A 26212-nucleotide genomic window follows, 5' to 3' on the forward strand; every position below is an offset into this window, starting at 1 on the left:
CATTCCGGATCAGTGGGTGAAACGGGCGATGCCGGTGCGCAGGTCGGCCGCCATGCGGGACAGTTCGTCGACGGCGATGCGGGTCTGGGTCAGCGCCTGCGTCGTGGAGTCCGCCGCCGAGGAGACGCCGGAGATGTTGTCGGCGATCTGACCGGAGCCCTGGGCGGCCTCGGCCACCGAGCGGCTCATCTCCGCCGTGGTCGCCGTCTGCTCCTCCACGGCGCTCGCGATCGTGGTCTGCCGGTCGGAGATCTGCGCGACGATCTGCGATATCTCGCCGATCGCCCCCACGGCGGCGCCCGTGTCGGCCTGGATGGCCTGCACCCGCCGCGCGATGTCCTCGGTCGCCTTGGCGGTCTCCTGGGCCAGCTCCTTGACCTCGTTGGCCACGACGGCGAAGCCCTTGCCCGCCTCGCCGGCGCGGGCGGCCTCGATGGTCGCGTTGAGGGCCAGCAGGTTGGTCTGCTCGGCGATGCTCGTGATCACCTTGACGACGTTGCCGATCTCCGCCGAGGACTCGCCCAGCCGCGCCACCGTCGCGGTGGTCGCCTCTGCCGCGGTGACCGCCCGCGCGGCCACCGCCGACGCCTCCGCGGCGTTGGTCGCGATCTCCCGGATGCTGGCGCCCATCTGCTCGGCCCCGGCGGCGACGGTCTGCACCGACCGCGACACCTCCTCGGCGGCACCGGCCACCACGCCGGACTGTGCCGAGGTCTCCTCCGCCGACGCCGAGATCTGCGCCGCCGACGCCGACAGCTCCTCGGAACTGGCCGCGACCGCGTCCGCCGAGGCCGCGACCGAGGCCATCACGGTGCGCAGGCCGTCCTGGGCCGCGTCGAGCGCCTCGGCCACCCGGCCGACCTCGTCGCGCTGCCGGATCCCGGTGCCCTCCGTCAGGTCCCCCGCGGCCAGCCGGACGGCCAGGGCCTGCACCCGGCGCAGGGGGAGGACCACCGAGCGCCCGACCAGCACCGCGCACAGGCCGGCGAGGACCACGGCGAGCACGCCGACGGCGCTCAGCAGCACCGTCGCGCTCCGCTGCGCGTCCGCCTGCTCGGCACGCAGCCGGTCGGCCCGCTCGGTGGCCGAGGCCTGGATCCGGTCGGCGAGGTCGAGGACCATGCCGTAGCCCTCACCGGCCTCGCCGCCGTTGATGCTCTCCAGTGCCGCCCGGGCGTCCTCCGGCGTGCCCGTGGACAGCCACTCGACCACCCGGTCGTCCCAGGCGAAGTAGTTGTCCCAGGCCGGCCGCAGCTCGGCGAAGGCCGCGGCCTCGTCGGCGTCCATCGCCGCGGTGTCGACCTCGTCCAGCCAGGCGTAGACGGCGTCCTTGCTGTCCAGCAGGCCGGCCCGGTTGTAGGAGTCCGGCGCCAGGGCGACCTCCGGGCCGAAGGTGACGGCGTCGGCGACGACCAGGCCCTGCCAGCCGGTCACGTCGGCGATCTGGAAGCGGGCGGTCTCGGCGTCGGCGAGGACGGCGTCGGCACGGCTCAGCTCCTCGGCGAGGTCGCGCTGCTGGGCCACGGCCGACAGCCCGGTCGCGGCGGAGACCACGACGAGGAGGCCGACCGCGCCGAAGGCGAGGGCGAGGCGGAGACCGACCCGCAGGTCGGAGAGCCAGGACAGGGACACGGTCGTGCCTTTCGGTGGTGAGGTGCGGGACCGGCCGCCCTGCAGGACCCCTCCGCCTGCGAGGCGTGGGGGGCAGGGTGGTCCGGGATCAGTGGGTGAAGCGGCCGACCGTGGCGCGCAGGCCGGCGGCCATGCGGGCGAGCTCGTCGACGGCGATGCGGGTCTGGGTCAGCGCCTGCGTCGTGGAGTCCGCCGCCGAGGAGACGCCGGAGATGTTGTCGGCGATCTGACCCGAGCCCTGGGCGGCCTCGGCCACCGACCGCGACATCTCGCTGGTCGTGGCGGTCTGCTCCTCCACCGCGCTGGCGATGGTGGTCTGCCGGTCGGAGATCTGCGCGACGATCGAGCTGATCTCCCCGATGGCGGTCACCGCGGCGGTGGTGTCGCCCTGGATGGCCTGCACGCGGCGGGCGATGTCCTCGGTGGCCTTGGCGGTCTCCTGGGCCAGCTCCTTGACCTCGTTCGCGACGACGGCGAAGCCCTTGCCCGCCTCGCCGGCGCGCGCCGCCTCGATGGTCGCGTTGAGCGCGAGCAGGTTGGTCTGCTCGGCGATCGAGGTGATCACCTTCACGACGTTGCCGATCTCCGCGGAGCTCTCCCCCAGCCGCGCCACGGTGGCGGTGGTGGTCTCGGCGGCGGCGACCGCGCGGGCGGCGACGGCGGAGGCCTCGGCGGCGTTGGAGGCGATCTCCCGGATGGAGGCGCCCATCTGCTCGGCCCCCGCCGCGACCGTCTGCACGTTCCGGGAGACCTCGTCGGCCGCGCCGGCCACCACGCCGGACTGCGCGGAGGTCTCCTCGGCCGACGCCGAGATCTGCGCCGAGCTCGCGCTGAGTTCCTCCGACGACGCGGCGACGGCGTCCGCGGAGGTGACGACGGCCCCCATGACCTCGCGCAGGCCGGTCTGGGCCCGGTGCAGCGCGTCGGCCATCCGGCCCACCTCGTCGCGGGAGTGCACCCCGCTCTCCCGGGTGAGGTCGCCCTGGGCCAGCGCCTCGAGGGAGGCCTGCACGGCGCGGACGGGGTGCACCACCGAGCGGGCGGTCAGCCAGCTCAGGCCGACCAGGAGCAGCAGCCCGAGCCCCGCCACCACCATCGCGACGGTCTCGGACCGCGTGGTGACGTCCTCGAGCTCGGTCGTGGCGGTGTCCACCTCGCGGATGAGCGTGTCCTTGGCCGTGCCGATGGCCGCGTCGGTGAGGTCGTTGGCGGCCTGGATGTCCTCCCACCGCGCCCGGGCCCCGGCCTGGTCGGCGACGGCGCTCTCGACGAAGGCCGTGATCGCGGCGGTGTACTCGCCGTAGGTGCCCATCAGCTCCTCGACCGCCGCGGCGCTGTCGCCGGTGAGCTCGACGCCGGAGAGCTCGTCGAGCAGCGCCTCGGGGGTGGCCACGTCGTCGGCCAGCTCGGGCAGCTGCGCGGCGGGGTCCTCGCGCACGAGGGCCTTGAAGCCGTCGACCTTGAGCTCGCTCGCGCGGGTGTCGAGCTGGAGGACGAGCTCCTCGGCGTGGTTGAGGTCGGTGAGGCGGTGCTCGGCGTCGAGGACGGCGGAGTTGCCGATCATCGTCGTCCCCAGCAGGCCCCCCACGGCCAGGGCGCCCACGGCGACGAGGGTGCCGAACTTGACGGTGAGGGAGCGATCGGCGAACCAGCCGGACGGGCCGGCGTGCGGGCGGGACGCGGCGTTCACGGTGGGGCCTCCTGGGTGCGTGTGCCCGCTGGGACGGATGTGGCGGGCGTGCAGGAGGAATGGTGGAGCCGCGGCGGCGCCGCGCCCGGACGCGCGGGAGGTCCGCGGGCGGATCGTTGTGCAGGAGGCGGTGACCGCCCGCAGCGCCGTCGTCAGGTCGACCCGGCCGCCCCGGCGACCCGCCGGCCGCGGTGGGCGGCGGGCGTGTCCGCGCAGGTGGCGGGGAGGAGCCGTCGACGTGTCGACGGCCGGGGGAGCGGTCGCCGTCCGGCCGGCCGCCGGTCACCCGGGGCCGGGGGGCGACGCGCCCCGGCCGGTCAGCCGAGCAGGTCGCCGAGCAGCCCGAGGACGGCGACCACGGCGGCGGGGTCGGTCACCCGGTGACCGGCGAGGGTCGGGCCCTCGCCGACCTTGACGCCGACGTCGGCCGGCCCGAGCCGGCGGAACACGTCCTCGTCGGTGACGTCGTCGCCGAGGTAGACGACGGCGGCGGCGCCGAGGTCGGTCCGCAGCCGCGTCACCGCGGTGCCCTTGTCGGCGTCGGTGACCGCGAGCTCGAGCACGTCCTTGCCCGGCTTCTTCGTCAGTGACGGATCCGCCGCCGCATCGGCCTCCGCCAGCAGCGCGGCGGCCGCGGCGCGGTCGGCGACCTGCCGCACGTGCACGGCGACGCTGGCCGGCTTGACCTCCAGCCACGCGCCCGGGACGGCGGCCACCAGCGGCGCCATCCGCTCGGCCAGGGCGTCGCGGCGGTCGGCGAGCTCACCGGTCAGCGGCCCGCCGTACTCGGCGCCGTGGCTGCCGACGAACCGGTAGGGGCCGGCGAGGCCGCTGACCCGCACCAGGTCGTCGACGCCGCGCCCGCTGACCAGCGCGACGGTGACGCCGTCGGCCGCGGCGACCCGGGCCAGCGCCTCGGCGACGCCGGGGAAGGGGACCGCGGCCGAGGGATCGTCGACCAGCGGCGCCAGGACGCCGTCGTAGTCGGTGGCGACCAGCAGCGGGCGGCGGGCGGCCGCCCCGGCCATCGCCGTCGCCAGCGCGTCCGGGACGGGGCTCACGCCTGGGCCTGCAGCGCGTCGAAGAACGACGACGCCCAGTGGTCGAGGTCGTGCTTGGCCAGGTGCCGCCGCATGGCCCGCATCCGGCGGGCGGCCTCGGCGGGCTCGAGGCGCAGCGCGCGCAGCAGCTGGTTCTTCACCCCGGCGATGTCGTGCGGGTTGACCAGGAACGCCTGCCGGAGCTCGGCCGCGGCGCCGGCGAACTCGGACAGGACCAGCGTGCCGCCGAGGTCGCTTCGGGCGGCGACGTACTCCTTGGCGACCAGGTTCATGCCGTCGCGGTAGGGCGTCACGAGCATGACGTCGGCGGCGCGGTAGAGGGCGGCGAGCTCCTCGCGCGGCATCGACTGGTTGAAGTAGTGCACCGCCGGCCCGCCGATCGTGCCGAACACCCCGTTGATGTGCCCGACCTGCTGCTCGATCGTCTCGCGCATGTGCACGTAGTGCTCGACCCGCTCCCGGCTGGGCGTGGCCACCTGCACCATGACCGTGCCGGGCGCCTCGACGGCGCCGTCCTCGAGCAGCTCCTGGAAGGCGTTGAGCCGGACGCTGATGCCCTTGGTGTAGTCGAGCCGGTCGACGCCCAGGATCATCTTCTGCGGGTCGCCGAGCTCGGTGCGGATCTCCTCGGCCCGCTTCAGGACATCGGGCGAGTTCGCCAGCCGGTCGAAGGCGGCGACGTCGATGGAGATCGGGAAGGCCCGGGCGGTCACCACCCGGCCGTCGTACTCGATCGTCGCGCCGCGGGTGGGCAGCTCGTGCAGCCGGCGGGCCAGCTGGACGAAGTTGGCCGCCGCGCTGGGCAGCTGGAACCCGACCAGGTCGGCGCCGAGCAGCCCCTCGACGATCGCCGAGCGCCACGGGAGCTGGGTGAACAGCTCGTAGGGCGGGAACGGGATGTGCAGGAAGAAGCCGATCGTGAGGTCGGGGCGGCGCTGGCGCAGCAGCGCCGGGACCAGCTGCAGCTGGTAGTCGTGCACCCAGACGATCGCGCCCTCGGCGGCGACCTCGGCGGCCCGGTCGGCGAACCGCCGGTTGACCCGCACGTAGGTGTCCCACCAGGTGCGGTGGTACTCGGGCTTCTCGACCACGTCGTGGTACAGCGGCCACAGCGAGGCGTTGGACATGCCCTCGTAGTAGCGGTCGACCTCCTCCTCGGAGAGCTCGACCGGGACCAGCGAGATGCCGCCGGACTCGAAGGGCTCGGGCGCCTCGCCGGCCGAGCCGGACCAGCCGACCCAGGCGCCGCCGCGCCCGGCCACGAACGGCTCCAGGGCGGTGACCAGGCCCCCGGGGCTGCGCTGCCAGCGCGTCGTCCCGTCGGGGTCGGTGACCTGGTCGACCGGCAGCCGGTTGGCCACGACGACGACCGGACTGTCCGCCTGCACGTCTCCCGCGTCTGCCCCGGCCATACGCCCCGACCCTAACGACCGGCCGTCGCCGTGGCACCCCCGGGGCGGTCAGCCCGCCAGCAACCAGCCGGCCGCGGCGGCGCCCAGGCCGAGGACCAGGGTGGCGGCCAGGTACCCGAGCGCGCGGCCGAGGGCACGCTCCTCGACCAGCCGGACGACGTCGGCGCCGAGCGTGGAGAACGTGGTGAGGGTGCCGCAGAAGCCGGTGCCGACCAGCGCGAGCACCCAGGCCGGCACGCCGCCGAGCCCGAGCAGCACGCCCAGCACGGCCGCGCCGGCGACGTTGACCGCCAGCGTGCCCAGCGCGGGGTCGCGGCCGGACCGGGCCGCGAGCCGGGTCGCCAGCAGCCGCAGGGGAGCGCCGGCCAGCGCACCGGCGGCGACGAGCAGCGGCGTCACGGGCCGCTCCGCCGCACCGCGAGCACACCGGCGGCCACCGCCAGCACCCCACCGAGCACCGAGGCCGGCACGTAGGCCACGGCAGCGAGGACGTGGCCGGCGTCGGCGAGACCGACGACCTCGACGGCGAACGCGGAGTAGGTCGTGTACCCGCCGAGCAGGCCGACGGCGAGGAACGGACGGGCCCACGCAGGCTCGGGGGAGCGGCGGGCCAGCGCGCCGACGAGGACGCCGATCAGCAGGCAGCCGGTGAGGTTGACCAGCAGCGTCGCCCAGGGCCAGCCGCCGTCCCGGGCGGGGAGGGCCTCCGCGACGCCCCAGCGGGCCAGCGCACCGAGGGCGCCGCCGATCGCGGCGAGGAGGTACCCCACCCGTGCACCCCCCGCAGGCATAGGAAGCTCTCCCCACGTCTCGGGGCTGAGGACGTGGGGAGAGCTTCCTATGCCCGGCCCCCGGTCAGGAGGTGCGGGTCGGCTCCGGGGTGTCGCGCCGGCTGCCCCGCCGCCACAGCGGCTCGACCTCGGCCAACTCCTCCTCGGTGGCGAGCCGGAACGGGGGAGCGGCCGGCGCCTCGACGGCGCGGCGGCCCTGACCGCGGGTGGCGCGCAGGCTGGCCCACACCGCGACGCCCAGGATGGTGGCGATCACCGCGAGGCTGACGGTGGTGGGGATGTAGTAGAGGTCGATCTTGAGCAGCATCTTGACGCCCACCCAGATGAGCACCAGCGCCAGGCCGACCTTGAGGTAGACGAAGCGGTGGATCAGGTCGGCGAGCAGGAAGTACATCGCCCGCAGGCCCAGGATGGCGAAGGCGTTGGCGGTGAAGACGAGGAACGGCTCGTCGGTGACCGCGAAGATCGCCGGGATCGAGTCGACGGCGAAGACGACGTCGGTGACCTCGACGAGCACCAGCACGGCGAGCAGGGGAGTGGCCAGCAGGACGCCGCCCCGCCGGACGAAGAACCGCTGGCCGTGGTAGGCGTCGGTCATCGGCACGAAGCGGCGGAACAGCTGCAGGGTCCGCGACCGCGAGGGGTCGATGTGCTCGTTGCGCTGGCGGAGCATGCGCCAGCCGGTGACGAGCAGGAACGCGGCGAACAGGTAGAGCACCCACTCGAAGCTCTCGATGAGCGCCGCGCCGCCGGCGATGAACGCCCCGCGCAGCACGAGCGCGCCGAGCACGCCGTAGAACAGCACGCGGTGCTGGTACTCCCGGGGTACCGCGAAGAAGGTGAAGATGATCGCCCACACGAACACGTTGTCGACGGCGAGCGACTTCTCGATCAGGTAGCCGGCGTAGTACTGCTGGCCGAACTCGGCGCCGTATGCCCACCACACCCAGGCGCCGAAGCCGACGCCGATGGCCACCCACACCGCCGACCACAGGGCGGCCTCCCGCACGCCGATGACGTGGGCGCGGCGGTGGGCGAACAGGTCGACGGCCAGCATGCCGACGATGACGCCGAGCACGGCCAGCCAGAGCCAGAAGGGGACGTCCACGAAGAGCCTCCAGTCGGTGGTGCACCAACCGGAGGTCTCTCCCGGCCCACGCGGGGCCCGCTCCGCCGGACCCCTCCTGTGGGGCCGTACTGACGACGGCAGCGCTGCGGGGATACTCCCCTCCCGCCGACAAGTGAAGCAGATTTCACCTGTTGATGCCAGTAGGCGACGTGCTGGAACGGCCTCCCTGCAGGGGCCCGCCGCGAACCTGCGAGCGGTGGGGGGCAGGGAGGTCCTTCATCGCGCGCGGGTCTCCGGGAAGAGCAGGTCCACGAACCGCGCGGCGGTCGGTTGCGGCTCGTGGTTGGCCAGCCCCGGGCGCTCGTTCGCCTCCACGAACACCGCCTCGGACCCCTCGACGTCGGGCACGAGGAAGTCGATGCCCGTGACCGGGATGCCGATCGCCCGGCTCGCCCGCACCGCCGCCTCGGCGACGTCCGGGTGCAGCCGGTCGGTGACGTCCTCGATGGTCCCGCCGGTGTGCAGGTTCGCCGTCCGCCGCACCTGCAGCTGCTCGCCGTCGGGGAGGACGTCGTCCATCGCGTGGCCGGCGGCGCGGACGACGTCGGCGGTGGTGTCGTCCAGCGGGATCCGCGACTCCCCGCCGGTCACGCGTTCCCGCCGCCGGCTGGCCGCCCGCACCAGGTCGGTGACCGTGCGGCGGCCGTCGCCGACCACCTCGGCCGGCCGGCGCACCGCGGCGGCGACCACCTCGTGGTCGATGACCACCACCCGCAGGTCCTCGCCCGGGACGAGCTCCTCGGCGAGCACGTCGGGGCAGAACTGCCGGGCGGCGGCCACGGCCCGGACCAGGTCCTCCTCGGTCGTGACGCCGACGGTGATGCCCTTGCCCTGCTCGCCGCGGGCCGGCTTGACCACCAGCTCCCCGCACACGGCGAGGAGCTCGCGGGCCGGGCCGAGGTCGTCCTCGGGGACCGAGACGCCGCGGGCCACCCGGACGCCGGCGTCGGCCACGATGCGGCGGGTCACCCGCTTGTCGTCGCAGCGGCTCATGGCGACGGCGGTGGTGAACTCCGACAGCGACTCCCGGGTGAGCACCCGGCGCCCGCCGAGGGACAGCCGCAGCTCGCCGGACTCCGCGTCGGTGACCTCGACCCGGATGCCGCGGCGCAGCGCCTCGTCGGCGACGATCCGCGCGTAGGGGTTGAGCTGGTCGAGGCCGGGCGGCCGGGCGGCGAACAGCGGGGTGTTGATCGGGTTCTTGCGCTTGACGCAGAGGGCGGGCACGCGGACGAAGCCGAGCTTGCGGTAGAGCGCGATCGCCGCGGCGTTGTCGTGGATGACCGAGAGGTCGACGTAGGAGCGGCCGCGGCCGACGTAGCGCTCGGCCAGCACCCGCACCAGCGCCTCGCCGGTGCCCGCGGGGGCGTTCTGCCCGTCGACGGCCAGGCACCACAGGCTGGTGCCGCTCTCCGGGTCGTCGAAGGCCAGCACGTGGTCGACGCCGGTCACCGTGCCGACGATCCGGCGGGTCCGGGTGTCCTCGGCGACGAGGTAGGTGAAGCAGCGGGTGCGGTGGTTGGCCCACATGGTCTCGGGGTCGCCGGTGACCATGCCGTTGCGGGCGTAGATCTCGTTGATCGCCTGCATCTCCTCCAGCGCCGTCACCGTGCGGACGAAGACGCCGCGGATGAGCTCGGGTCGCGGCCGGTAGCGGTAGAGGTCCAGGCGGTAGGTGTAGCTGGGGTCGATGAACAGCTCGTCGGGCGCCAGGCCCACCAGGACGTGCGGGTCACGGGCGTAGATGCAGATGTCGCGCCGGCCGGTCTCCTCGGCACGCAGCGCGGTGAGGATGTTGTGCATCTCGGGGAAGGTCTGGCCGAAGACCAGGCGCCCCCACGCCAGGTCGAGCACCACGTCGGTGCCCATGCCCTCGAGCTGGTGCGGCGCGGGCCGGGTCCAGTTGCGGCCGGTGAGGTCGGGTGTGCCGGCCACCGGCGTGCGACGACGGTGACCGGCGAGCCGGGGTGACACGGTCGGCCCTCCTCAGACCCCGTGGTTCTGCAGCCACAGCTCGACCAGCCCCAGCTGCCAGAGCTTGTTGCCGCGCAACGGCGTCAGCTCGCCGTTGGGGTCGTCGAGCAGCCGGGCGACGTACTCCGGGCGGAACAGCGCCCGCTCCCGCGCCGCATCGCTGGAGAGCGCGTCGCGCACCAGGCCGAGGACCTTGCCCTCGAGGTGGGTGATCGCCGGCACCGGGAAGTAGCCCTTGGGCCGGTCGATGACCTCCGGCGGGATGATCCGGCGCCCGAGGGCCTTGAGCACGCCCTTGCCGCCGTCGGCGAGCTTGAGCTCCGGCGGGCAGGCAGCGGCCAGCTCCACCAGGTCGTGGTCGAGGAAGGGCACCCGGGCCTCCAGGCCCCAGGCCATGGACATGTTGTCCACCCGCTTGACCGGGTCGTCGACGAGCATGACCTCGCTGTCGAGGCGCAGCGCGGCGTCCACGGCGGTCTGCGCGCCGGCCCGGGACATGTGGTCGCGGACGAAGTCCAGGCTCGGGTCGCCGTCGAGGGCGTACCGCTCGCCGACCAGCGCCCGCATGTCGTCGGCGCCGCGGTCGAAGAACGCCGCGGCGTAGCGCTCGACGGCCTCCTCGCGGCCGACGTCGGCCAGCGGCGGGTACCAGTGGTAGCCGGCGAACACCTCGTCGGCGCCCTGCCCGGACTGCACCACCCGGATCGACTGGCTGACCCGCTCCGAGAGCAGGTCGAAGGCGACGACGTCGTGGCTGACCATCGGCTCGGCCATGGCGCCGATGGCGTGGCCGAGCGCGGCGGCCAGCTCGTCGGAGGACACCCGGATGCGGTGGTGGTCGGTCGCGAACCGCTCGGCGATGACGTCGGAGTAGCGGAACTCGTCGCCTGCGTGGCCGCCGACGGCCTCGAAGCCGATCGAGTAGGTGGCCAGGCCGGTCTGCCCCTCCTGGGCGAGCAGGCCGACGATCAGGCTGGAGTCCAGGCCGCCCGACAGCAGCACCCCCACCGGGATGTCGGCCACGAGGCGACGGCGGACGGCGACCCGCAGCGCCTCCTCGATCGCGTCCTCCCAGTCGCGGGCCGACCAGCCGGAGTGCTCGGGGCGGCGCTCGTAGCTGGGCTCCCAGTAGCGGTGCTCGCGGCTGGTGCCGTCGGCCTCGACGACGCGGACGGTGGCCGGCGGCAGCTTGCGCACGCCGTTGAGCAGCGTGCGCGGCGCGGGGACGACGGCGTGCCAGGTCAGGTAGTGGTGCAGCGCGACGGGGTCGATGGAGGTGTCGACGTCGCCGGCGCGCAGGAGGGCCGGCAGAGAGGAGGCGAACCGCAGCCGCCCCGGCGTCTCGGCGAGGTAGAGCGGCTTGATCCCCAGCCGGTCGCGGGCCATGACCACGCGGCCGGTGTCGCGCTCGTGGATGACCACGACGAACATGCCGTGCAGGTGGTCGACGAAGTCGACGCCCCAGTGGTGGTAGCCCTTGAGCAGGACCTCGGTGTCGCTGGTGGAGAAGAACCGGTAGCCGTGGCCCTCGAGCTCCGCGCGCAGTTCCTTGTAGTCGTAGATGCAGCCGTTGAAGACCGCCTCGAGACCGAGCTCGCTGTCGATCATCGGCTGGGAGCCGCTGGCCGACAGGTCGATGACCGACAGCCGGCGGTGGCCGAACGCCACCCGGCCGGCGCTCCACTGGCCCTGGCCGTCGGGACCGCGGGGGACCAGCGCCTCGACCATCCGCGCCACCGCGGTGGTGTCGGCCAGGGAGCCGTCGAACCTGATCTCGCCGGAGAGGCCGCACATGGGATCGATCCAACCCCACGGACCTGGCAGCCGCGACGCCGCTACGTGATCGTCACACCGACGTCACACGGCTCGGTTCCACGTGGAACCGGGCAGGGTGGGGGCGTGCACGCCGATCCGGAGGGGGAGTCGCCCTGGGCGCTGCAACTGGTGGCCCGCGTCGAGCGGCGGGACCCGCCGACGCGGACGGCCGTGTGCGCGGCCGCGGCGGTCGCGGTGGTGCGACTGCTGGCCGACGACCGGGCGCAGCCCGGCGGCGAGTGGTCCCCGCAGGTCCGCCGGTGGACCGACGGGGCGATCCGCAAGCACTGTCGGCGGGCGCGCGGGGTGGCCTGGGAGCGGGTGGCCGCGCTGCCGGGTGTCACGGCACAGGTGGGCGGGGCGGAGGTCCGCGCGCTGGTGCCGGCGGCCCTCGACGAGCTGCCTCCCGAGGTCGGGCGGCTGCAGTTGACCGGCAGCGAGCTCGACGACCCGGACGCGTGCGCGGCGGCCGACCCGGTGCCGGGCGGGCCGGTCGTGGTGTCGGTCTGCCCGGAGCCCTTCCTGCCGCTGGGCAAGGCCGCCGCGGCCTGCGGCCACGCCGCGCAGCTGACCGCGATGCGGATGCCGCCCGCACGCCTGGCCGCCTGGGCGGGTGCCGGTTTCCCCGTGGTCGTGGAGCACCCCGACGCCGACCGGTGGGCCCAGTTGGTCACCTCCGCGCCGGTACAGGTCAGGGACGCCGGGTTCACCGTGGTCGCCTCCGGGACCCGGACCGCGCTGGCCCGCTGGGCGTAGGCGGACCCCCTGACGGGCTGACCCTCGGTCAAAACGGGGGGGTCGTCGTCCGGCTCGACGGATGGCGGTGGTGATCCGGTGTCGTCCGGCGGTGGCTCGGCTACCGGTGGTGGACGCGTGCCCGGTGGGCGGGTGGTCCTGGTGATGCCGGAGGGTGTGGTGACCGTCAGGGTGCCGTCGTCGCTCATGGTGAAGCGCCAGCCGCGGGCGAAGGTCTTGAGCCGGTGGTGGCTCCGGCACAGGCAGCACAGGTTGGCGCAGTCGGTGACCCCGCCGCGGGCGTGCGGGAGGACGTGGTCGGCGTCGGCCCAGCCCACCCGCTGCCCACAGGTGGCGAACCGGCAGGCGCGGTCGCGGGTGCGCACGAACGCCTGCTGCGCGGGCGTGGGGGTGTAGCGGTCGACCGGGTCGGGCCGGTCTAGCACCGGGCACCCGCAGTCCGGCTCGTCGGTGGTGTCGGGGTGGTCGGGGCAGCCGCGGGCGGCCAGTCGGCGCAGCCGGTCCAGCGTGCCGGTGGCCCGCAGCGTGCCGTCGGCGTCGGTCAGCGCCACCGTCACCGACCCGCCCTCCGGCGCCCGCACCCCGAGCGCGTCCAACTCGCGCAGCAGCTCGCGCAGGTGGGCGGCGGTGATCGGCAGCCCGTTGACCTCCCCGGCCTCCTCGCTGTCGCCGGCCAGCGCGGCCAGGGTGGCGATGATGGTCAGCTGCGCGGTCACCGCCGGGCCGGTCTGCCAGGGCCGCTGGATCAGGTCGGCGAGCACCGCGCAGCGCAGCTCCCCGATCGGCCGCTCATCACCGTCGGCCTTGAGCATCCGGGCGAGTGAGTCGACCAGCGCGTGGCAGGCCGCGGCGACCTCGGCGGGCAGGTCGGCGGCCAGCGTGGCCATCCCCGCCAGCGGCGAGGGGTCGACCCGCACGTCGGCGCGCCGCCGCGCCTGCTGCTTGCGCCGGCCGACGGCGTCGGCGTCGAGGTCGAGCAGCAAGGCGAGGGCCCGCTGCTTGAGCCGGCCCACCGTCCACTGCGCGGCCGCGGGCAGCAGCGCCGCCTCGATCCGCCGGGCGATCCCCGCCGGGGCGTGTTCGAGGACGTCGACCAGCGCCTTGGCGCGGGCCTCGTCCAGGTCACCGGCGGCCAGCGCGGCCCAGGTGGCGGGCAGGCGCTCCCGGTAGGTCCAGGCCCGGTGGGCCAGGTGGTTGGCGGTGCCCCGGCCGCAGTTGAGCACCATCGCCAGTTCGGCGGTGAAGAACTCCGAGACCCCGGGCAGCTCGGTGTCCGGCGCCCACGAACCCGTGCGCGCGCCGGGAGTGCCGGGCGCGGGGTCGTCGTCATCGGGCGAGTCGTCGGCCAGCCCGAGCACCAGCTCGGCCTCGTAGGCCGCGGTCATCGCCTTCAGCGCCGCGACCCGCTGCAGCTCGGCGGCCTTCTGCTCGCGGGACAGCAGTCCCACCGGCAGCCGGCGGAACCGCGCGGGCGTCGCGATCACCGCATCGAGCAGCGCCTGCTCCACCGGCGACCGGTGCTCCGCGACCTCCACGACACCGAACCTACGGCGGGGGTACGACAGAACCCGCAGGTCAGCGGGCCACAGGACCGACCTCCACTCCGACGACGGCGCCTCAGTGGTGGTGGACGTGCCGGCCGAGGGACTCCGCGGGGGTCACGCCCGGGCGGGTCCACTGCGGCACGGGGCGGCTGGTCGGGCCCCAGGAGGCGTTCCCCTCGGAGTCCGAGCGCCAGTACCAGCAGATCGGCGCGCCGTGCCCGCCGACCGGCGAGCCGACCGCAGGCGGCTCGGGCCAGCCCTCGGGGACGTCCTCCCACCCCTCGCGGCGGCCGTAGGGCGTCATGTCGAGCAGGCCGAGGGTCCCGTCGGCCGGCTCGTTGCCCCGGCCGGTGGTGGAGTAGGTGAGGAAGACGCGGTCGCCGTCGCGCAGGTAGCAGACGATGTGCCCCTCCTCCGTGGCGATCCGCTCCTCCACGCCCCGGACCGAGTACCAGGGCTGGGTGTAGCCCATGAACTCGACGTAGGGGGCCACCTCGTCCCACGCGCCCGAGGTCAGGACGGCGAACGAGACGCCGCGGGCGTTGAGGTACACGGCATCCCGCAGGTGCCAGAGGTTGAAGGTGCAGCCCTCGCACTGCCCCTGGTGCGGCGTGCCGTCGTACCACATCGAGTGGTAGACCACGAGCTCGTCGCGGCCCTGGAACAGGTCCCGGAAGGGGACCGGGCCGTCGGGTCCGACGACCTCGGCCGTCCCGTCGAGCTCCACCATCGGCAGCCGGCGGCGGGCCGCGGCGATGGCGTCGCCCTCGCGGGTGTGGGCCTTCTCGCGGACCAGCAGCTCGTCCCGGGCGGCCTGCCAGGTGGCCCGGTCGACGACGGGCGGGCGGCCGGGCAGGGCGGTGGTCGGGTCGTCCGGCGTGGTCGTCATGGCGTTCTCCGCGGGGATCTCGTGCCGGGCGGCATCGTCCGACGTCCTGCGAGGGTCACCAGGAGGGACTCGCGACCCGGCCGGAACTCATCGCGACCGGCCGGCGTCGGGCGGCTCAGCCGTAGTAGAGGGCGACCGGCCGGCCGTCGATCTCGCGGACGTCGACGGCCGTGTCGTAGACGGCCGCCAGCACCTCGGGACGGACGACGTCGCGCGCGGGCGCGTCCGCGACGACGGCGCCGTCGCGCATCGCGACGATCCGGTCGGCGTGGGCGGCGGCGGAGTTGACGTCGTGCAGCACGGTGACGACGCGCTTGCCGAGCTCGTCGGCCATGGTCCGGACCAGCCGCATCGTCTCGGCCATGTGTCGCAGGTCGAGGTTGTTCAGCGGCTCGTCGAGCAGCACGTAGCGGGTGTCCTGGGCGAGGACCATCGCGATGAAGGCCCGCTGCCGCTGACCGCCGGAGAGCTCGTCGAGGAACCGGTCCCGGTAGGCGTCGAGCTCCAGGTAGGCGATCGCCCGCTCGATCTGCTCGCGGTCGGCTCCGGTGAGCCGGCCCCGCGAGTGCGGGAAGCGCCCGAACCCCACGAGGTCGGAGACGGTCAGCCGCGCGGTGACGTGGTTGTCCTGCCGCAGCACGGCCAGCCGCCGGGCGAGCTCGTGCGACGGCGTCGTCGCGACGTCCATCCCGTCCACGGTGACCCGGCCGGCGTCGGGCCGGACCAGGCGGCCGACGAGGCCGAACAGCGTCGACTTGCCCGCGCCGTTGGGGCCGATGAGCGCCGTCACCCCCTCCTCGCCGAGGACGATCGTGACGTCGTCGACCACCGTCTGGCCGCCGTAGCGCTTGGTGACGCCCTCGAGCGCGATCACCGCGCCCCCTTCCGCAGGACGAGGTACAGGAAGAACAGGCCGCCGGCGAAGTCGATGACCGTGGACAGCGTGCCGCCGAAGCCGAGCGCCCGTTCCAGCACGAGCTGGCCGCCCAGCAGGCAGACCACGCCGAGCAGCACCGCGGTGGGCACCGTCCACACGTGCCGGGACGAGCCCGCCCACCAGTAGGCGAGGTTGGCGACGACGAGGCCGAAGAACAGGATCGGCCCGACGAGCGCGGTCGACGCCGCGACCATCACCGAGACGGCGGTGACCAGCGTCATCACCACGCGCCGGTGGTCGACGCCCAGACCGACGGCGGCCGGCTCGCCGAGGGTGAGCACGTCGAGGGTGCGCAGCAGCGGCACGACCAGCGCGCAGCCGAGGACGACCAGGCCCGCGGTGAGCGCCAGCAGCGCCTCGTCGGGGCGGGTGAGGGAGGCGAAGAACGCGTCGGAGAGCACCTGGAAGTCCAGCGGGTCGAGCATCCGCTGCATCCAGTCGCTGAGCGCGCGGAAGAACGTGCCGAGCACGATGCCGACCAGCAGCACGAGGTGGATCGACCGCCGCCGGCCACCGAACAGCCAGGAGAACAGCACCACGCTGGACACGACCATGACCGCGACCTGGACGGCCCACAGGACCCCCGGGTCGGCCGCCAGGAACGCCGCCGACCCGGCGGTGAAGACGACGACGGTCGACACCAGCACGTAGAACGCGTCGAACCCCATGATCGACGGGGTGAGCACGCGGTTCTGGGTGATCGTGTGGAAGACGACGGTCGACACCCCGACCGCCGTCGCGACGACGAGCACCGCGGCCACGGTCAGGCCGCGCTTCTCCAGCGCGTAGGACAGCGAGCCCGGGACGTCGGTGAACAGGTGGACGGCGGTCAGGACGACGGCGGCGGCACCGAGCACGGCCAGGCGCACCGCGGGCCCGGTCCGGCGCGCGCGGACAGCCACGCCGGGGCGGGCCGTCGTCGGAGCGGGGTCAGTGAGCACGGCTCCCCCTCCGCAGCAGCAGCCAGAGGAACAGCGCCGCGCCGACGATGCCGACGATGCCGACGACGACCGACAGCGGGATCTCGTAGGGGAAGCGCAGGACGCGGGCGAGGACGTCGCAGGCGACGACGAGCAGCGCGCCGAGCGCGGCGACCCACGGGATCGCGCGGCGCACGTTGTCGCCGATGAGCAGGCTGACGACGTTCGGGACGACGAGGCCGAGGAACGGGACCAGGCCCGCGGTGACGAGCACCGTCGCGGTGATCACCGCGACGACGACCATGCCGACCGCGACCACCCGGCGGTAGGAGAGGCCCAGGTTGGTCGCGAACTCCTCGCCGAGGCCGATGACGCTGAACCGGTCGGCGGCTGACCAGGCGACGACGACCATCACCCCGGCGATCCACACGAGCTCGTAGCGGCCCTGGACGACGCCGGCGAAGCTGCCCTGCGCCCACTGCCCGAGGGACTGCAGCAGGTCCAGGCGGTAGGCGACGAAGGTCGTCACGGCGCCCACCACGCCGCCGAGCACGATGCCGACCAGCGGCACGAGGACGAGCTGGCGGACCGGCACCGCCCGCACCACCCGCAGGAACACCCAGGTGCCGGCCAGGCCGAACACCGCGGCGATGCCCGCCTTCCCGACGACGGCCAGCCCCGGCAGGAAGACCGTCGTCACGAGCACGCCGAGCGTCGCGAACTCGGTGACTCCGGTGGTGCCCGGCTCCACGAACCTGTTCCGCACGAGCATCTGCATGATCAGCCCGGCGATGCCGAGCGAGGCGCCGGCGAGGACCAGCGCGACCGTGCGCGGGATCCGGGTGGCCCCGAGCAGGAAGGCGGCGGTGCCGTCGGACCCGCCGGTCAGCACCGACACCGGGGACACGTCGGAGACGCCGGTGAACAGGCTCGCGACCGCGAGCACCGCGAGCAGCACGCCGACGAGCACCCCCGCGCCGGTGCGCCGGGGGCGCGCCGGGGCGGGGGTGCTCGCGGGACCCGTGTCGAGTGCCGTCACGGAGGAGGTGCCGGACTCAGCCGGCGATCTGCAGGACGTCGTCGATCATGATCCGGGTGGTGTCGATGCCCCCGAAGACGACGTACCAGGCGACCGGGTCGAGGTAGTGGATCTGGTCCTCGCGGGCGGCGGTCGTCTGCGCCACGACGTCGTTGTCGAGCACCGCCGCGGCCGCCTGCGCGCCCTGCTCACCGGTGGCCGCGTCGCGGTCGACGACCCACAGGTGGTCCGGGTCGGTCTCGAGCAGGAACTCGAAGGAGACCGGCTCGCCGTGGGTGGCGGCCTGGATGTCGTCGACGACGGGCTGCACGCCGAACGCGTCGTAGACGAGCCCGCCGCGTGCGCCGCGGGCGTCCGCGCCGTCGCCGGCCGGGGCCATCGCGCTGAGCTCACCGCCGGAGACCATGAGGCCGAGGCCGGTGCCCGCGTCGGCGGTGGCGGCCCGCGCCTCCTCGATCCCGGCCTCCAGGTCGGCGACGGCCGCGGCGGCCTCGTCCTCGGCGCCGAGCACCTCGCCGAGGAAGGTGGCATTGCGCTCGAGGGTCTCGGTGTAGGAGCCGCGCAGGCTCAGGTCCACCGTCGGCGCGATCTCGCTGAGGTCCTCGTACAGCGCCGCGGAGCGGCCGCCGATCACGATGAGGTCGGGCTGCTGCGACTCGATCTCGACCAGGTCCGCCTCGAACAGCGTCCCGGCGTCGAACGCGTCGTCGGCCAGGTACTGCTGCAGGTAGTCCGGCACCGACTCCAGCGGGGCGCCGGCGACCTCGCCGCCCAGGGCGCCGATGGTGTCGAGGCCGGCCATGTCGAACACGACGATCCGCTCGGGGTCGACGGGGACCTCGACCGTCGTCTCCTCGTACGCGGGCTCCTGGTCCTCGGCGGCGGTGTTGCGGTCCCAGGTCCAGGTGACCGTCCCCGCGTCGGTCGCGGCCTCGGCCGCCGGCCCGTCGGAGCCGCACGCGCTCAGGGCGAGCGCCGTGGCGAGGGACAGGGCGGCGGCCGCCGGCGGCCGGGTCGCGGTGCGCATGGTTCTCCTGGACGTGAGTAGGTCAGGCTGCCCTAAGTGAGCCTCGCCTAACCTGCCACACCCACCGGAGCAACGGAACGGCAGGGTCCCGTAGTGGCCGGTTGCCGCCGGGACCCGGAGGGCACCGAGCGGGTCATGCAGACACGCACCCTCGGGTCCCTGTCCGTCCCGGCCATGGGGCTGGGCTGCATGGGGATGAGCGAGTTCTACGGCACCGGGGACCAGGCGGAGGCCGAGGCGACCATCCGGCGGGCCCTGGACCTCGGCGTCACGTTCCTCGACACCGCCGACATGTACGGCCCGTTCACCAACGAGCGGCTGGTGGGCCGGGCCGTCGCCGGCCGGCGCGACGAGGTGGTGCTGGCGACCAAGTTCGGCAACGAGCGCGGCGAGGACGGCTCCTTCCGCGGGATCAACGGCCGGCCCGAGTACGTGCGCCGGGCGTGCGACGCCTCGCTGGAGCGCCTCGGTGTCGACGTCATCGACCTCTACTACCAGCACCGGGTGGACACCACGGTCCCCGTCGAGGACACCTGGGGGGCGATCCGCGAGCTCGTCGAGGCCGGGAAGGTGCGCGCGGCCGGCATCTCCGAGGCCGCGCCGGAGACCATCCGCCGCGCGCACGCCGTCCAGCCGGTGGCCGCGGTGCAGACCGAGTACTCGCTGTGGAGCCGCGACCCGGAGGAGAACGGGGTGCTGTCGACCTGCGCCGAGCTCGGCATCGGCTTCGTCGCCTACTCGCCGATCGGCCGGGGCTTCCTCTCGGGGCAGATCCGCAGCGTCGACGACCTCGCGCCCGACGACTTCCGCCGGTCCAACCCGCGGTTCCAGGGCGAGGCGTTCGAACAGAACCTGCGACTGGTGGACCGGGTACGCGAGATCGCCGACGAGAGGGGCGCGACGGCGTCGCAGCTGGCGCTGGCCTGGGTGATGGCGCAGAGCGGGCGCGGCGGCGGTCCGGACGTCGTCCCGATCCCCGGGACCAAGCGGGTGCGCTACCTGGAGGAGAACGCCGCGGCGGCGGACGTCGAGCTCACCGACGACGACCTGCGCCGGCTCGACGAGGCCGCCCCGGTCGGCGCCGCCGTCGGCGACCGCTACCCCGACATGTCCGGCGTCCACCGGTAGAGGTGCCTTTATCGCGACAAAGGCACCCGGGTCATGCGACGGCGGTGCGCGGGGCCGGACGGACGGCGGCGCGAGCGGCGACGGTCCCCAGCACGTCGGCGACGTGCGCCCGGGCGGCCGCCGCCAGCCGGGCGCCGGTGTCGGCCCACGCCTCGCGGACCTCGCGCGCGGGCCATCCCTCCGGCTGCAGCGCCGCGGGCAGCAGCGGGTCCGTGGCCAGCACCGCCCGCAGCTCGGCGCGCAGTCGCAGGTGCAGCGCGAGCGCCGACCGGCCCTCGGGCAGCCCGGCGCCGGCAGCGCGCAGCCGGTCGAGCACGCCGGACCAGGCGGCGGCCAGCCGGGGGAGGTCCCAGCAGCGGGCGGCGAGGTCGCCGTCGGACAGCCGGGGGTCGGCGACGCTGGCGGTCAGCAGGTCCAGCCGCGAGGTCGGCTCACCGGCGAGCTCGGCGTGCACCTCGTCGAGCGCCGCCCGGTGCGGCGACACCCAGGTGGCCGGCGCGAGCGGGCCGAACCCGGCGCGGGCCAGGCCGCGGCGCACCCGCTCGCGGGCCGCCCGGTCGGTCTCGGGGACGCTGTAGACGACCATCCGCCACTGCCCGTCCCACGGCCCCAGCCGCCGCTGCACGCGCTCGTCACGGGCGGCCACCGCCTCCCGCAGCAGCGCCGTCGGGGCGACCAGCGTCTCCCGCCCGCGCCGCGACCCGGTCAGCCACCCGGCCCGCCGCAGGGCGGCCACGGCCAGGCGGGTGCTGGGCTCGGCCACCCCGCACGCGGCCAGCAGCCCGACCAGCGTCTGCAGGGAGACCGGGTCGGCACCGAGGACGTCCAGGTGCTCGGCGGCGAGGTCCACCACCAGGTCGCGGACGGTCATGTCCCTCTCCCTACCCCGTCCCCGCGACCGCCTCCCGTGCCGGACGCGCGATCATGGAGCCGATGAACGCTTCCCTGGTGTGGGCGGCCACGGCGGTCGCGGTCGCCGTCGCGGTCGCCGGGCTGGCCTCGACGCTCGCCCGCCGGCGGATCGGCCTGGTCCACCTGGCCGGCGCCGCGGTGCTCGAGGTCCTGCTGGTCGTGCAGGCCGTCGTCGCCGGGGCCGCGCTGGCCGGCGGGGAGCGGCCGCCGGAGACCGCGACCTTCCTCGGCTACCTCGGCGGCGTGGTGCTGCTCCCGGTGGCCGGGGTGCTGTGGTCGCGCACCGAGCCCAGCCGCTGGGCGGGCACCGTCCTCGCCGTCGCCGCCCTGGTCACCGCCGTGATGGTCTGGCGGCTGGTGCAGCTGTGGGAGGCCCCGGGTGTCTGAGCGGGCGCGGGACCGGGCGGCACCGCGCGGCGGGACCGCGCCGGGCGGGACGGCGAGCGGGCCGGGCCGGGTGCTGGTCGCCGTCTACGCCGTGTTCGCCCTGGCCGCGGGCGCCCGCGCCACCGTGCAGCTGGCCACCCGGTTCGACGAGGCCCCGGTCGCCTACCTGCTCTCCGCGCTGGCCGCGGCCGTGTACGTGGTGGCCACCGTGGGGCTGGCCCGCGGCGGCCGGGGCGGACGGCGGACGGCGGTCGTCGCCTGCGCGGTCGAGCTGGCCGGCGTGCTCGTGGTGGGCACGCTGTCCCTGCTCGACCCGGCGGCGTTCCCCGACGAGACGGTGTGGTCGGCGTTCGGCCGCGGTTACGGCTTCGTGCCGCTCGTGCTCCCGCTGCTCGGTCTGCTGTGGCTGCGCCACCAGGCGCGGACGGCGGCGCCCGGGACCCCGGGAGGCCCGGGGCGCTGAGCGGTCAGAACTCCCCGCCGCCGAAGTCACCGCCGCCGAAGTCCCCGCCGGCGTCGTAGCCGTTGTCGGCGCCGCCGGCGAAGTCGGCCCCGGGGTCACCGCCGTAGCCGCCGTCGCCCGCCGCGTAGTCGCCGCCGCCCTCGCCGGCCCCGGCGCCGTCCTGGTAGCCCTCGGCGTAGGCCTCCTCGTCCCCACCGCCGAACAGGCCGCTGTCGCCCAGGCCGGTGTCGAACAGCGCGTCGGCCACCGCGGTCCCGACGACGAGGCCGCCGATGGTGCCCAGCAGGCTGCCGCCGAGCGAGCCGCCGAAGCCGCCCATCCGCGGTCCGTAGCCCCCGCCGTACGCGGGGCCGTAGCCCGGCCCGGGCCCGTACCCGGGGCCGTAGCCGCCGCCGAAGGTGCGCTCCAGGGTGCCGGGCTGGCGCAGCTCGGCGCGGGTGGCCACCCGGGCGAGGGTCTGCGCGTCGTCGCTGCGCGGTCGCTCGGCGGCCGGTACGGCGGCCGCGAGCTGGGTGAGCACCTCCTGCCGCTGCTGCGGCGTGAGCTGGCCGAAGGCCTCGGCGTGCGCCTGCTCGATCTGGTCGGGAGGCGCGGTCCGCAGCAGGTAGCGGTAGCGCTCGACGGCCTGCTGGTCGGTGAGCGGAGCACGCTGCCCCGACGCCGGCGGGCCGGGTGGGGGCGGGGGCGGCGGCGGTGCGGCGTAGCCGTCGTACCCGCCGTAGGGCGCGGGCTCCGGCGCGCGGCGGCGGCCGAGGAGCCGGTCGAGCAGTCCCATGTCGTCTCCCTCCCGAGTACCTGCGGGAGGGGTGCCCGCCCGGGCGCGCGGCACACCTGCCGGCCGCCGACCGTCCCTGTCCGGGCGTCCGACCTGCGGCGCCGGTTAGATTCGTCGTGTGCGACCGGGAGGCCAGCCACCGCAGGAGCGAGCCCCGTCCGGGGCCCACGGGGACGTGCCGCCGGAGGCCCGGGGGGCCGTCGCACGGGCCGCCGTCGACGGTCGGGCCGCGGGCGACCGGCAGGCCGGCATCGTCACCGCCGCGAACGCCGTCGTGTCCGATCGGGGCCCGAGCGGCTCGGCGGCCGCGGCGCTGCCCGCCGTCCTGGCCGACGTCCCGGTCGCCGTCCTGCTCATCGACCAGAAGTCCGGCGCGGTCACCTACGCCAACACCGCGGCCGTCGAGATGGCGGGCAACGTGCGGCTCCCGGTCGACATCGACACCTGGGGCGCCTCGGCCGGCCTGACCGACCTCGGCGGCGCGCCGCTGGCCCGCACCAGCGGACCGCTGTCGCTCGTCGCCCAGGGGCAGCCGGTCACCGGCGAGGCGGTCCGCCTCTCGCCGGGCCGCAGCACCGACGCCGACCGGGCACGTGAGGACGACGGCGACGTGGACCGGCTGCTGTGGGTGTCGGGCTTCCCGCTGTCCCAGCCCGCCGACGCCGAGCAGCTGTCACTGGTGGTGCTGCTGGAGGTCGAGAGCGTCGGCCGCACCGCCGACTCCGACACCGAGCTGCAGGCGCTGCGCGAGCGCGCCGTCGTGGCCACCGACATCGCCTTCACCATCACCGACCCCCGCCGCCGCGACAACCCGCTGGTCTGGGTCAACCCCTCCTTCAGCCGGATCACCGGGTACTCCTACGAGGAGTCGGTCGGCCGCAACTGCCGCTTCCTGCAGGGCCCGGGCACCGACCCGGCGAGCGTGGCCGAGATCCGGCGGGCGCTGGCGGCCCAGGAGCCACTCACCATCACGGTGCTCAACCACCGCCGCGACGGCACGGCCTTCTGGAACCAGCTCGCGATCAGCCCGGTCTTCGACGGCGAGGGGGAGCTGGTCAGCTTCGTCGGGGTGCAGACCGACGTCACCGAGCGGGTGCGAGTGGAGGCCGAGCGCGAGGCGGCCTTCGCCGCCGAGCAGACCGCCCGGCAGGAGGCCGAGCTGGCCCGCACGATCGCCGAGCAGGCGCGGGCCGACGCCGAGCGGGCCCAGCGCGACGCCGAGGGCGCGCAGGCCCGGCTGGCGCTGATGGCCGAGGCCACCAGCTCGCTCATCGCCACCCTCGACGTCGGGGACGTGCTCGACCGGCTGGCGACCCTGTGCGTGCCCGGGCTGGCCGACTGGGTGCTCGTCACCCTGGTCGACCCGTCCGGGGAGATCCGCGAGGTGGTGTACCGCGACCGCGAGCGGGAGCGCACCGAGCTGCGCCGCTACGACGGCGGGCACGCCCTGCGCCTCCCGCCCGGCTCCCCGGGGCAGCGCAGCATCGACTCCTCGCGGTCGGTCCTCGTCGAGCGGCTGCCCGACCGGCTCGAGGACCTGATGGCCTCGCCGGTCGCCCAGGACGTCGCCCAGCGGCTGGGCGCGGTGAGCGCGCTGGGCGTCCCGCTGGTCGCCCGCCGCCGCACCCGCGGCGCCATCACCCTGGTGCGCACCTCCGACGAGCGCCCCTTCACCCCCGACGACGTCAGCCTGGTCGAGGACCTCGCCCGGCGGGCGGCGCTGGTCATGGACAACGTGCGCCTCTACCAGCAGGAGCACGCCGTCGCCGACACGCTGCAGCGCTCCCTGCTGCCCGAGCTGCCCGACATCCCGGGCCTGGAGGCCGCGGCGCACTACGTCAGTGCCTCGACCGCTGCCGACGTGGGCGGGGACTTCTACGACCTGCTGCAGCTCCCCGACGGCTCGGTGGCGATGGTGGTGGGCGACGTCGTCGGCCACGACGTCGCCGCGGCCGCGGCCATGGGACACCTGCGCGGGCTCATCCGCGCCTGCCTCTGGGACGCCCCCGACCCGCACCCGGGCGCCGTGCTGACCCGCGTCGACCGGCTGGTGCAGGGCCTGCAGGTGGCGTCGATGGCCACCATGGCCTACGTCCGCCTGCTGCCCCCGGACCGGCCGGGCGGGCCGTGGACCGCGCAGGTCGCCAACGCCGGGCACCCGCCGCTGGTGCTGCGCGCGCCCGACGGGACGGTGCAGCCCGTCGACGGCGCCACCGGGATGCTGGTGGGCGTCGACGCCGAGGCGCAGCGGGTGGTGCGCACCGTGGAGCTCGCGCCCGGGTCGGTCCTGCTCGGCTACACCGACGGCCTGGTCGAGACGCCCGGCTCCGACCTGGACCAGGGCATCGAGGCGCTGCTCGGGCGGCTGGCGGCGCTGCCCGCCGGGGCCTCACCCGGGGAGCTGTGCGACGCCGCCGTCAGCGGCACCCTCGACGGCCGGGACGACGTCGCGCTCATCGCCGTCCGCTTCTCCTGAGGCAACCTCGTTGCTGGCTTCGGCCCGGCCGTAGCTGCCGCGGTGGAACAGCAGCGGCCGGCGATCGGGGTCGGCGCCGAGGTCGAGCACCCGCGCCGCCACGATCGTGTGGTCACCGCCGTCGTACTCGGCCCACAGCGTGCAGTCGATCCACGCCACGACGCCGTCGAGCACGGGCGAGCCGTACGGGCTGGGCCGCCATCGCACCCCGGCGAACTTGTCCACACCGGAGCGGGCGAAGGCCGCCGACAGCGCCGACTGGTCCTCGGCGAGCACATTGACGCAGAACCGGCCGAGGTCGCGCAGCCGCGGCCAGGTCGTCGAGGTGCGGGCCGGCGCGAGCGCCACCAGCGGCGGGTCCAGCGACAGCGAGCTGAACGACTGGCAGGTGAACCCGATCGGCCCGTCGCCGGTGTCGGCGGTCACCACCGTCACGCCGGAGGCGAAGTGCCCCAGCACGTCGCGCATGACGCGCGGGTCGATGACCTCCACGGGACCGGTCAGGCGAGGGTGGCGGCGGCCGCGCGCGGCACCGACCGGCCGCCGGCCCGGTACAGCGAGCTGGGCAGCTCGTGGCCGACCGCGGACTCGGTGACCCGCGCCGCGGCCAGCACCGCGTCGAGGTCGATGCCGGTGCGCACGTCGGACTCCTCCAGCCAGTAGACGAGCTCCTCGGTGGCGATGTTGCCGCTGGCACCAGGGGCGAACGGACAGCCGCCGAGGCCGCCGACGGACGCGTCGAGCTGGGTCACCCCCGCCTGGATCGCCGCCAGCGCGTTGGCCTGGCCGGTGCCGCGGGTGTCGTGGAAGTGCACCGCGACCGGTGTCCCGGGGCAGGCGCGGCGGACGGCCTGCAGCAGGCGCACGACCCGCGCGGGCGTCGTCGTGCCGATGGTGTCGCCCAGGCACAGTGCGTCGGCGCCGGCGGTGACCGCGGCCCGGCAGACGTCGACGGTTCGGGCGATCGGCGTCCGGCCGTCGAACGGGCAGTCCCACGCGGTGGCGACGACGACCTCGAGCGACCCGCCCGCGCCGTGCGCCAGCCCGGCGACCTCGGCAACCCCGGCCAGCGCCTCGGCGGTAGAGCGGCCGGCGTTGGCGCGGCTGTGCCCGTCGGAGGCCGAGACGACCAGCTCCAGGTGCGCGAGGCCGGCGTCGACGGCACGCACGGCGCCCCGCGGGTTGGCGACCAGCGCCGACCAGTGCACGTCCGGCCAGCGGGAGAGCTCGGCGGCGACCTGGTCGGCGTCGGCCAGCGCGGGAACCGCCTTGGGCGAGACGAAGGAGGTGACCTCGATCCGGCGCACGCCGGTGGCCACCAGCGCGTCGAGCATCGCCAGCTTGCCCTCGAGGGGGACCGGCGCCTCCAGCTGCAGTCCGTCGCGCATGCCGACCTCGCGGACGTCGACCGCGGTCGGCAGGACGAGATCGAAGTCCGACGTCATGATCGTCCTC

General features: G+C 75.1%; 23 protein-coding genes. 4 read left to right on the plus strand and 19 right to left on the minus strand.

The window, feature by feature from the left end; translation table 11 throughout:
- Positions 1 to 9: 9 nt before the first annotated feature.
- The 15 genes from ACI79O_RS04330 to ACI79O_RS04400 all read right to left on the minus strand — a co-directional run bounded on the left by ACI79O_RS04330 (position 10) and on the right by ACI79O_RS04400 (position 18616).
- Positions 10 to 1632 (minus strand): methyl-accepting chemotaxis protein, encoded by a 1623-nt coding sequence (locus ACI79O_RS04330; protein ID WP_456913449.1) that lies wholly within the window; start codon positions 1630 to 1632, stop codon positions 10 to 12.
- An 88-nt stretch (positions 1633 to 1720) separates the two neighbouring features.
- Positions 1721 to 3322 (minus strand): methyl-accepting chemotaxis protein, encoded by a 1602-nt coding sequence (locus tag ACI79O_RS04335; RefSeq protein WP_456886683.1) that lies wholly within the window; start codon positions 3320 to 3322, stop codon positions 1721 to 1723.
- 317 nt (positions 3323 to 3639) lie between these two features.
- Positions 3640 to 4383: a trehalose-phosphatase gene (gene otsB, locus ACI79O_RS04340; RefSeq protein ID WP_456913450.1), complete on the minus strand. Its 744-nt coding sequence runs from the start codon at positions 4381 to 4383 to the stop codon at positions 3640 to 3642.
- Positions 4380 to 5771, minus strand: a complete 1392-nt coding sequence (locus tag ACI79O_RS04345; RefSeq protein WP_456886678.1) for an alpha,alpha-trehalose-phosphate synthase (UDP-forming) — start codon at positions 5769 to 5771, stop codon at positions 4380 to 4382. Before ACI79O_RS04345 ends, otsB begins: the two co-directional genes overlap by 4 nt.
- Before the next feature lie 72 nt (positions 5772 to 5843).
- Complete coding sequence (locus tag ACI79O_RS04350) at positions 5844 to 6194, minus strand: fluoride efflux transporter FluC (protein WP_456886676.1); 351 nt, start codon at positions 6192 to 6194, stop codon at positions 5844 to 5846.
- The gene (gene crcB / locus ACI79O_RS04355) at positions 6191 to 6565 is read right to left on the minus strand and encodes a fluoride efflux transporter CrcB (protein ID WP_456913451.1); all 375 of its coding nucleotides are present in this window, start codon (positions 6563 to 6565) and stop codon (positions 6191 to 6193) included. The genes ACI79O_RS04350 and crcB overlap by 4 nt, the downstream gene beginning before the upstream one ends.
- 85 nt (positions 6566 to 6650) lie before the next feature.
- A complete protein-coding gene (locus ACI79O_RS04360; RefSeq protein WP_456886672.1) occupies positions 6651 to 7694 on the minus strand; it encodes a TerC family protein in 1044 nt (347 codons plus the stop codon).
- Positions 7695 to 7931: 237 nt separating this feature from the next.
- A complete protein-coding gene (gene ngg, locus ACI79O_RS04365) occupies positions 7932 to 9689 on the minus strand; it encodes an N-acetylglutaminylglutamine synthetase (protein WP_456886670.1) in 1758 nt (585 codons plus the stop codon).
- A gap of 12 nt (positions 9690 to 9701) precedes the next feature.
- Positions 9702 to 11483: an N-acetylglutaminylglutamine amidotransferase gene (locus ACI79O_RS04370; RefSeq protein ID WP_456886668.1), complete on the minus strand. Its 1782-nt coding sequence runs from the start codon at positions 11481 to 11483 to the stop codon at positions 9702 to 9704.
- 41 nt (positions 11484 to 11524) lie between these two features.
- Positions 11525 to 13795 (minus strand): DUF222 domain-containing protein, encoded by a 2271-nt coding sequence (locus tag ACI79O_RS04375; RefSeq protein ID WP_456913452.1) that lies wholly within the window; start codon positions 13793 to 13795, stop codon positions 11525 to 11527.
- Positions 13796 to 13877: 82 nt separating this feature from the next.
- Positions 13878 to 14693 carry a DUF899 family protein gene (locus ACI79O_RS04380; RefSeq protein ID WP_456886664.1) on the minus strand — a complete coding sequence of 272 codons (816 nt, stop codon included), beginning with the start codon at positions 14691 to 14693 and terminating at the stop codon, positions 13878 to 13880.
- 115 nt (positions 14694 to 14808) lie between these two features.
- Positions 14809 to 15567, minus strand: coding sequence for an iron ABC transporter ATP-binding protein (locus ACI79O_RS04385; RefSeq protein ID WP_456886662.1), 759 nt, complete (start codon positions 15565 to 15567; stop codon positions 14809 to 14811).
- Positions 15564 to 16571, minus strand: coding sequence for an iron chelate uptake ABC transporter family permease subunit (locus ACI79O_RS04390; RefSeq protein WP_456886660.1), 1008 nt, complete (start codon positions 16569 to 16571; stop codon positions 15564 to 15566). The genes ACI79O_RS04385 and ACI79O_RS04390 overlap by 4 nt, the downstream gene beginning before the upstream one ends.
- The gene (locus tag ACI79O_RS04395; RefSeq protein WP_456913453.1) at positions 16561 to 17589 is read right to left on the minus strand and encodes an ABC transporter permease; all 1029 of its coding nucleotides are present in this window, start codon (positions 17587 to 17589) and stop codon (positions 16561 to 16563) included. The genes ACI79O_RS04390 and ACI79O_RS04395 overlap by 11 nt, the downstream gene beginning before the upstream one ends.
- 16 nt (positions 17590 to 17605) lie before the next feature.
- A complete protein-coding gene (locus ACI79O_RS04400) occupies positions 17606 to 18616 on the minus strand; it encodes a siderophore ABC transporter substrate-binding protein (RefSeq protein ID WP_456886656.1) in 1011 nt (336 codons plus the stop codon).
- A 135-nt stretch (positions 18617 to 18751) separates the two neighbouring features.
- Between ACI79O_RS04400 and ACI79O_RS04405 the strand changes: the two genes are divergently transcribed.
- Positions 18752 to 19744, plus strand: coding sequence for an aldo/keto reductase (locus ACI79O_RS04405; RefSeq protein WP_456886654.1), 993 nt, complete (start codon positions 18752 to 18754; stop codon positions 19742 to 19744).
- A 31-nt stretch (positions 19745 to 19775) separates the two neighbouring features.
- On the opposite strand, the gene ACI79O_RS04410 is transcribed toward ACI79O_RS04405, so the two are convergent.
- The gene (locus ACI79O_RS04410; protein WP_456877332.1) at positions 19776 to 20615 is read right to left on the minus strand and encodes a PaaX family transcriptional regulator C-terminal domain-containing protein; all 840 of its coding nucleotides are present in this window, start codon (positions 20613 to 20615) and stop codon (positions 19776 to 19778) included.
- Positions 20616 to 20677: 62 nt separating this feature from the next.
- Between ACI79O_RS04410 and ACI79O_RS04415 the strand changes: the two genes are divergently transcribed.
- Positions 20678 to 21043, plus strand: a complete 366-nt coding sequence (locus ACI79O_RS04415) for a hypothetical protein (RefSeq protein WP_456886653.1) — start codon at positions 20678 to 20680, stop codon at positions 21041 to 21043.
- Positions 21036 to 21506, plus strand: coding sequence for a hypothetical protein (locus ACI79O_RS04420; protein ID WP_456886651.1), 471 nt, complete (start codon positions 21036 to 21038; stop codon positions 21504 to 21506). The genes ACI79O_RS04415 and ACI79O_RS04420 overlap by 8 nt, the downstream gene beginning before the upstream one ends.
- 4 nt (positions 21507 to 21510) lie before the next feature.
- On the opposite strand, the gene ACI79O_RS04425 is transcribed toward ACI79O_RS04420, so the two are convergent.
- Positions 21511 to 22281 carry a hypothetical protein gene (locus tag ACI79O_RS04425; protein WP_456886650.1) on the minus strand — a complete coding sequence of 257 codons (771 nt, stop codon included), beginning with the start codon at positions 22279 to 22281 and terminating at the stop codon, positions 21511 to 21513.
- A gap of 175 nt (positions 22282 to 22456) precedes the next feature.
- Between ACI79O_RS04425 and ACI79O_RS04430 the strand changes: the two genes are divergently transcribed.
- Positions 22457 to 24757 (plus strand): SpoIIE family protein phosphatase, encoded by a 2301-nt coding sequence (locus tag ACI79O_RS04430; RefSeq protein ID WP_456913454.1) that lies wholly within the window; start codon positions 22457 to 22459, stop codon positions 24755 to 24757.
- Here the strand turns inward: ACI79O_RS04430 and ACI79O_RS04435 are convergent.
- Together ACI79O_RS04435 and ACI79O_RS04440 are read right to left on the minus strand one after the other, a co-directional pair.
- Positions 24671 to 25249 (minus strand): flavin reductase family protein, encoded by a 579-nt coding sequence (locus tag ACI79O_RS04435; protein ID WP_456886646.1) that lies wholly within the window; start codon positions 25247 to 25249, stop codon positions 24671 to 24673. The genes ACI79O_RS04430 and ACI79O_RS04435 overlap by 87 nt on opposite strands.
- An 8-nt stretch (positions 25250 to 25257) precedes the next feature.
- On the minus strand, positions 25258 to 26202 hold the full coding sequence (locus tag ACI79O_RS04440) for a hydroxymethylglutaryl-CoA lyase (protein ID WP_456886644.1): 945 nt from the start codon (positions 26200 to 26202) through the stop codon (positions 25258 to 25260).
- Positions 26203 to 26212 lie beyond the last annotated feature (10 nt).

The sequence above is a fragment of the Geodermatophilus sp. SYSU D00696 genome, assembly GCF_054050235.1.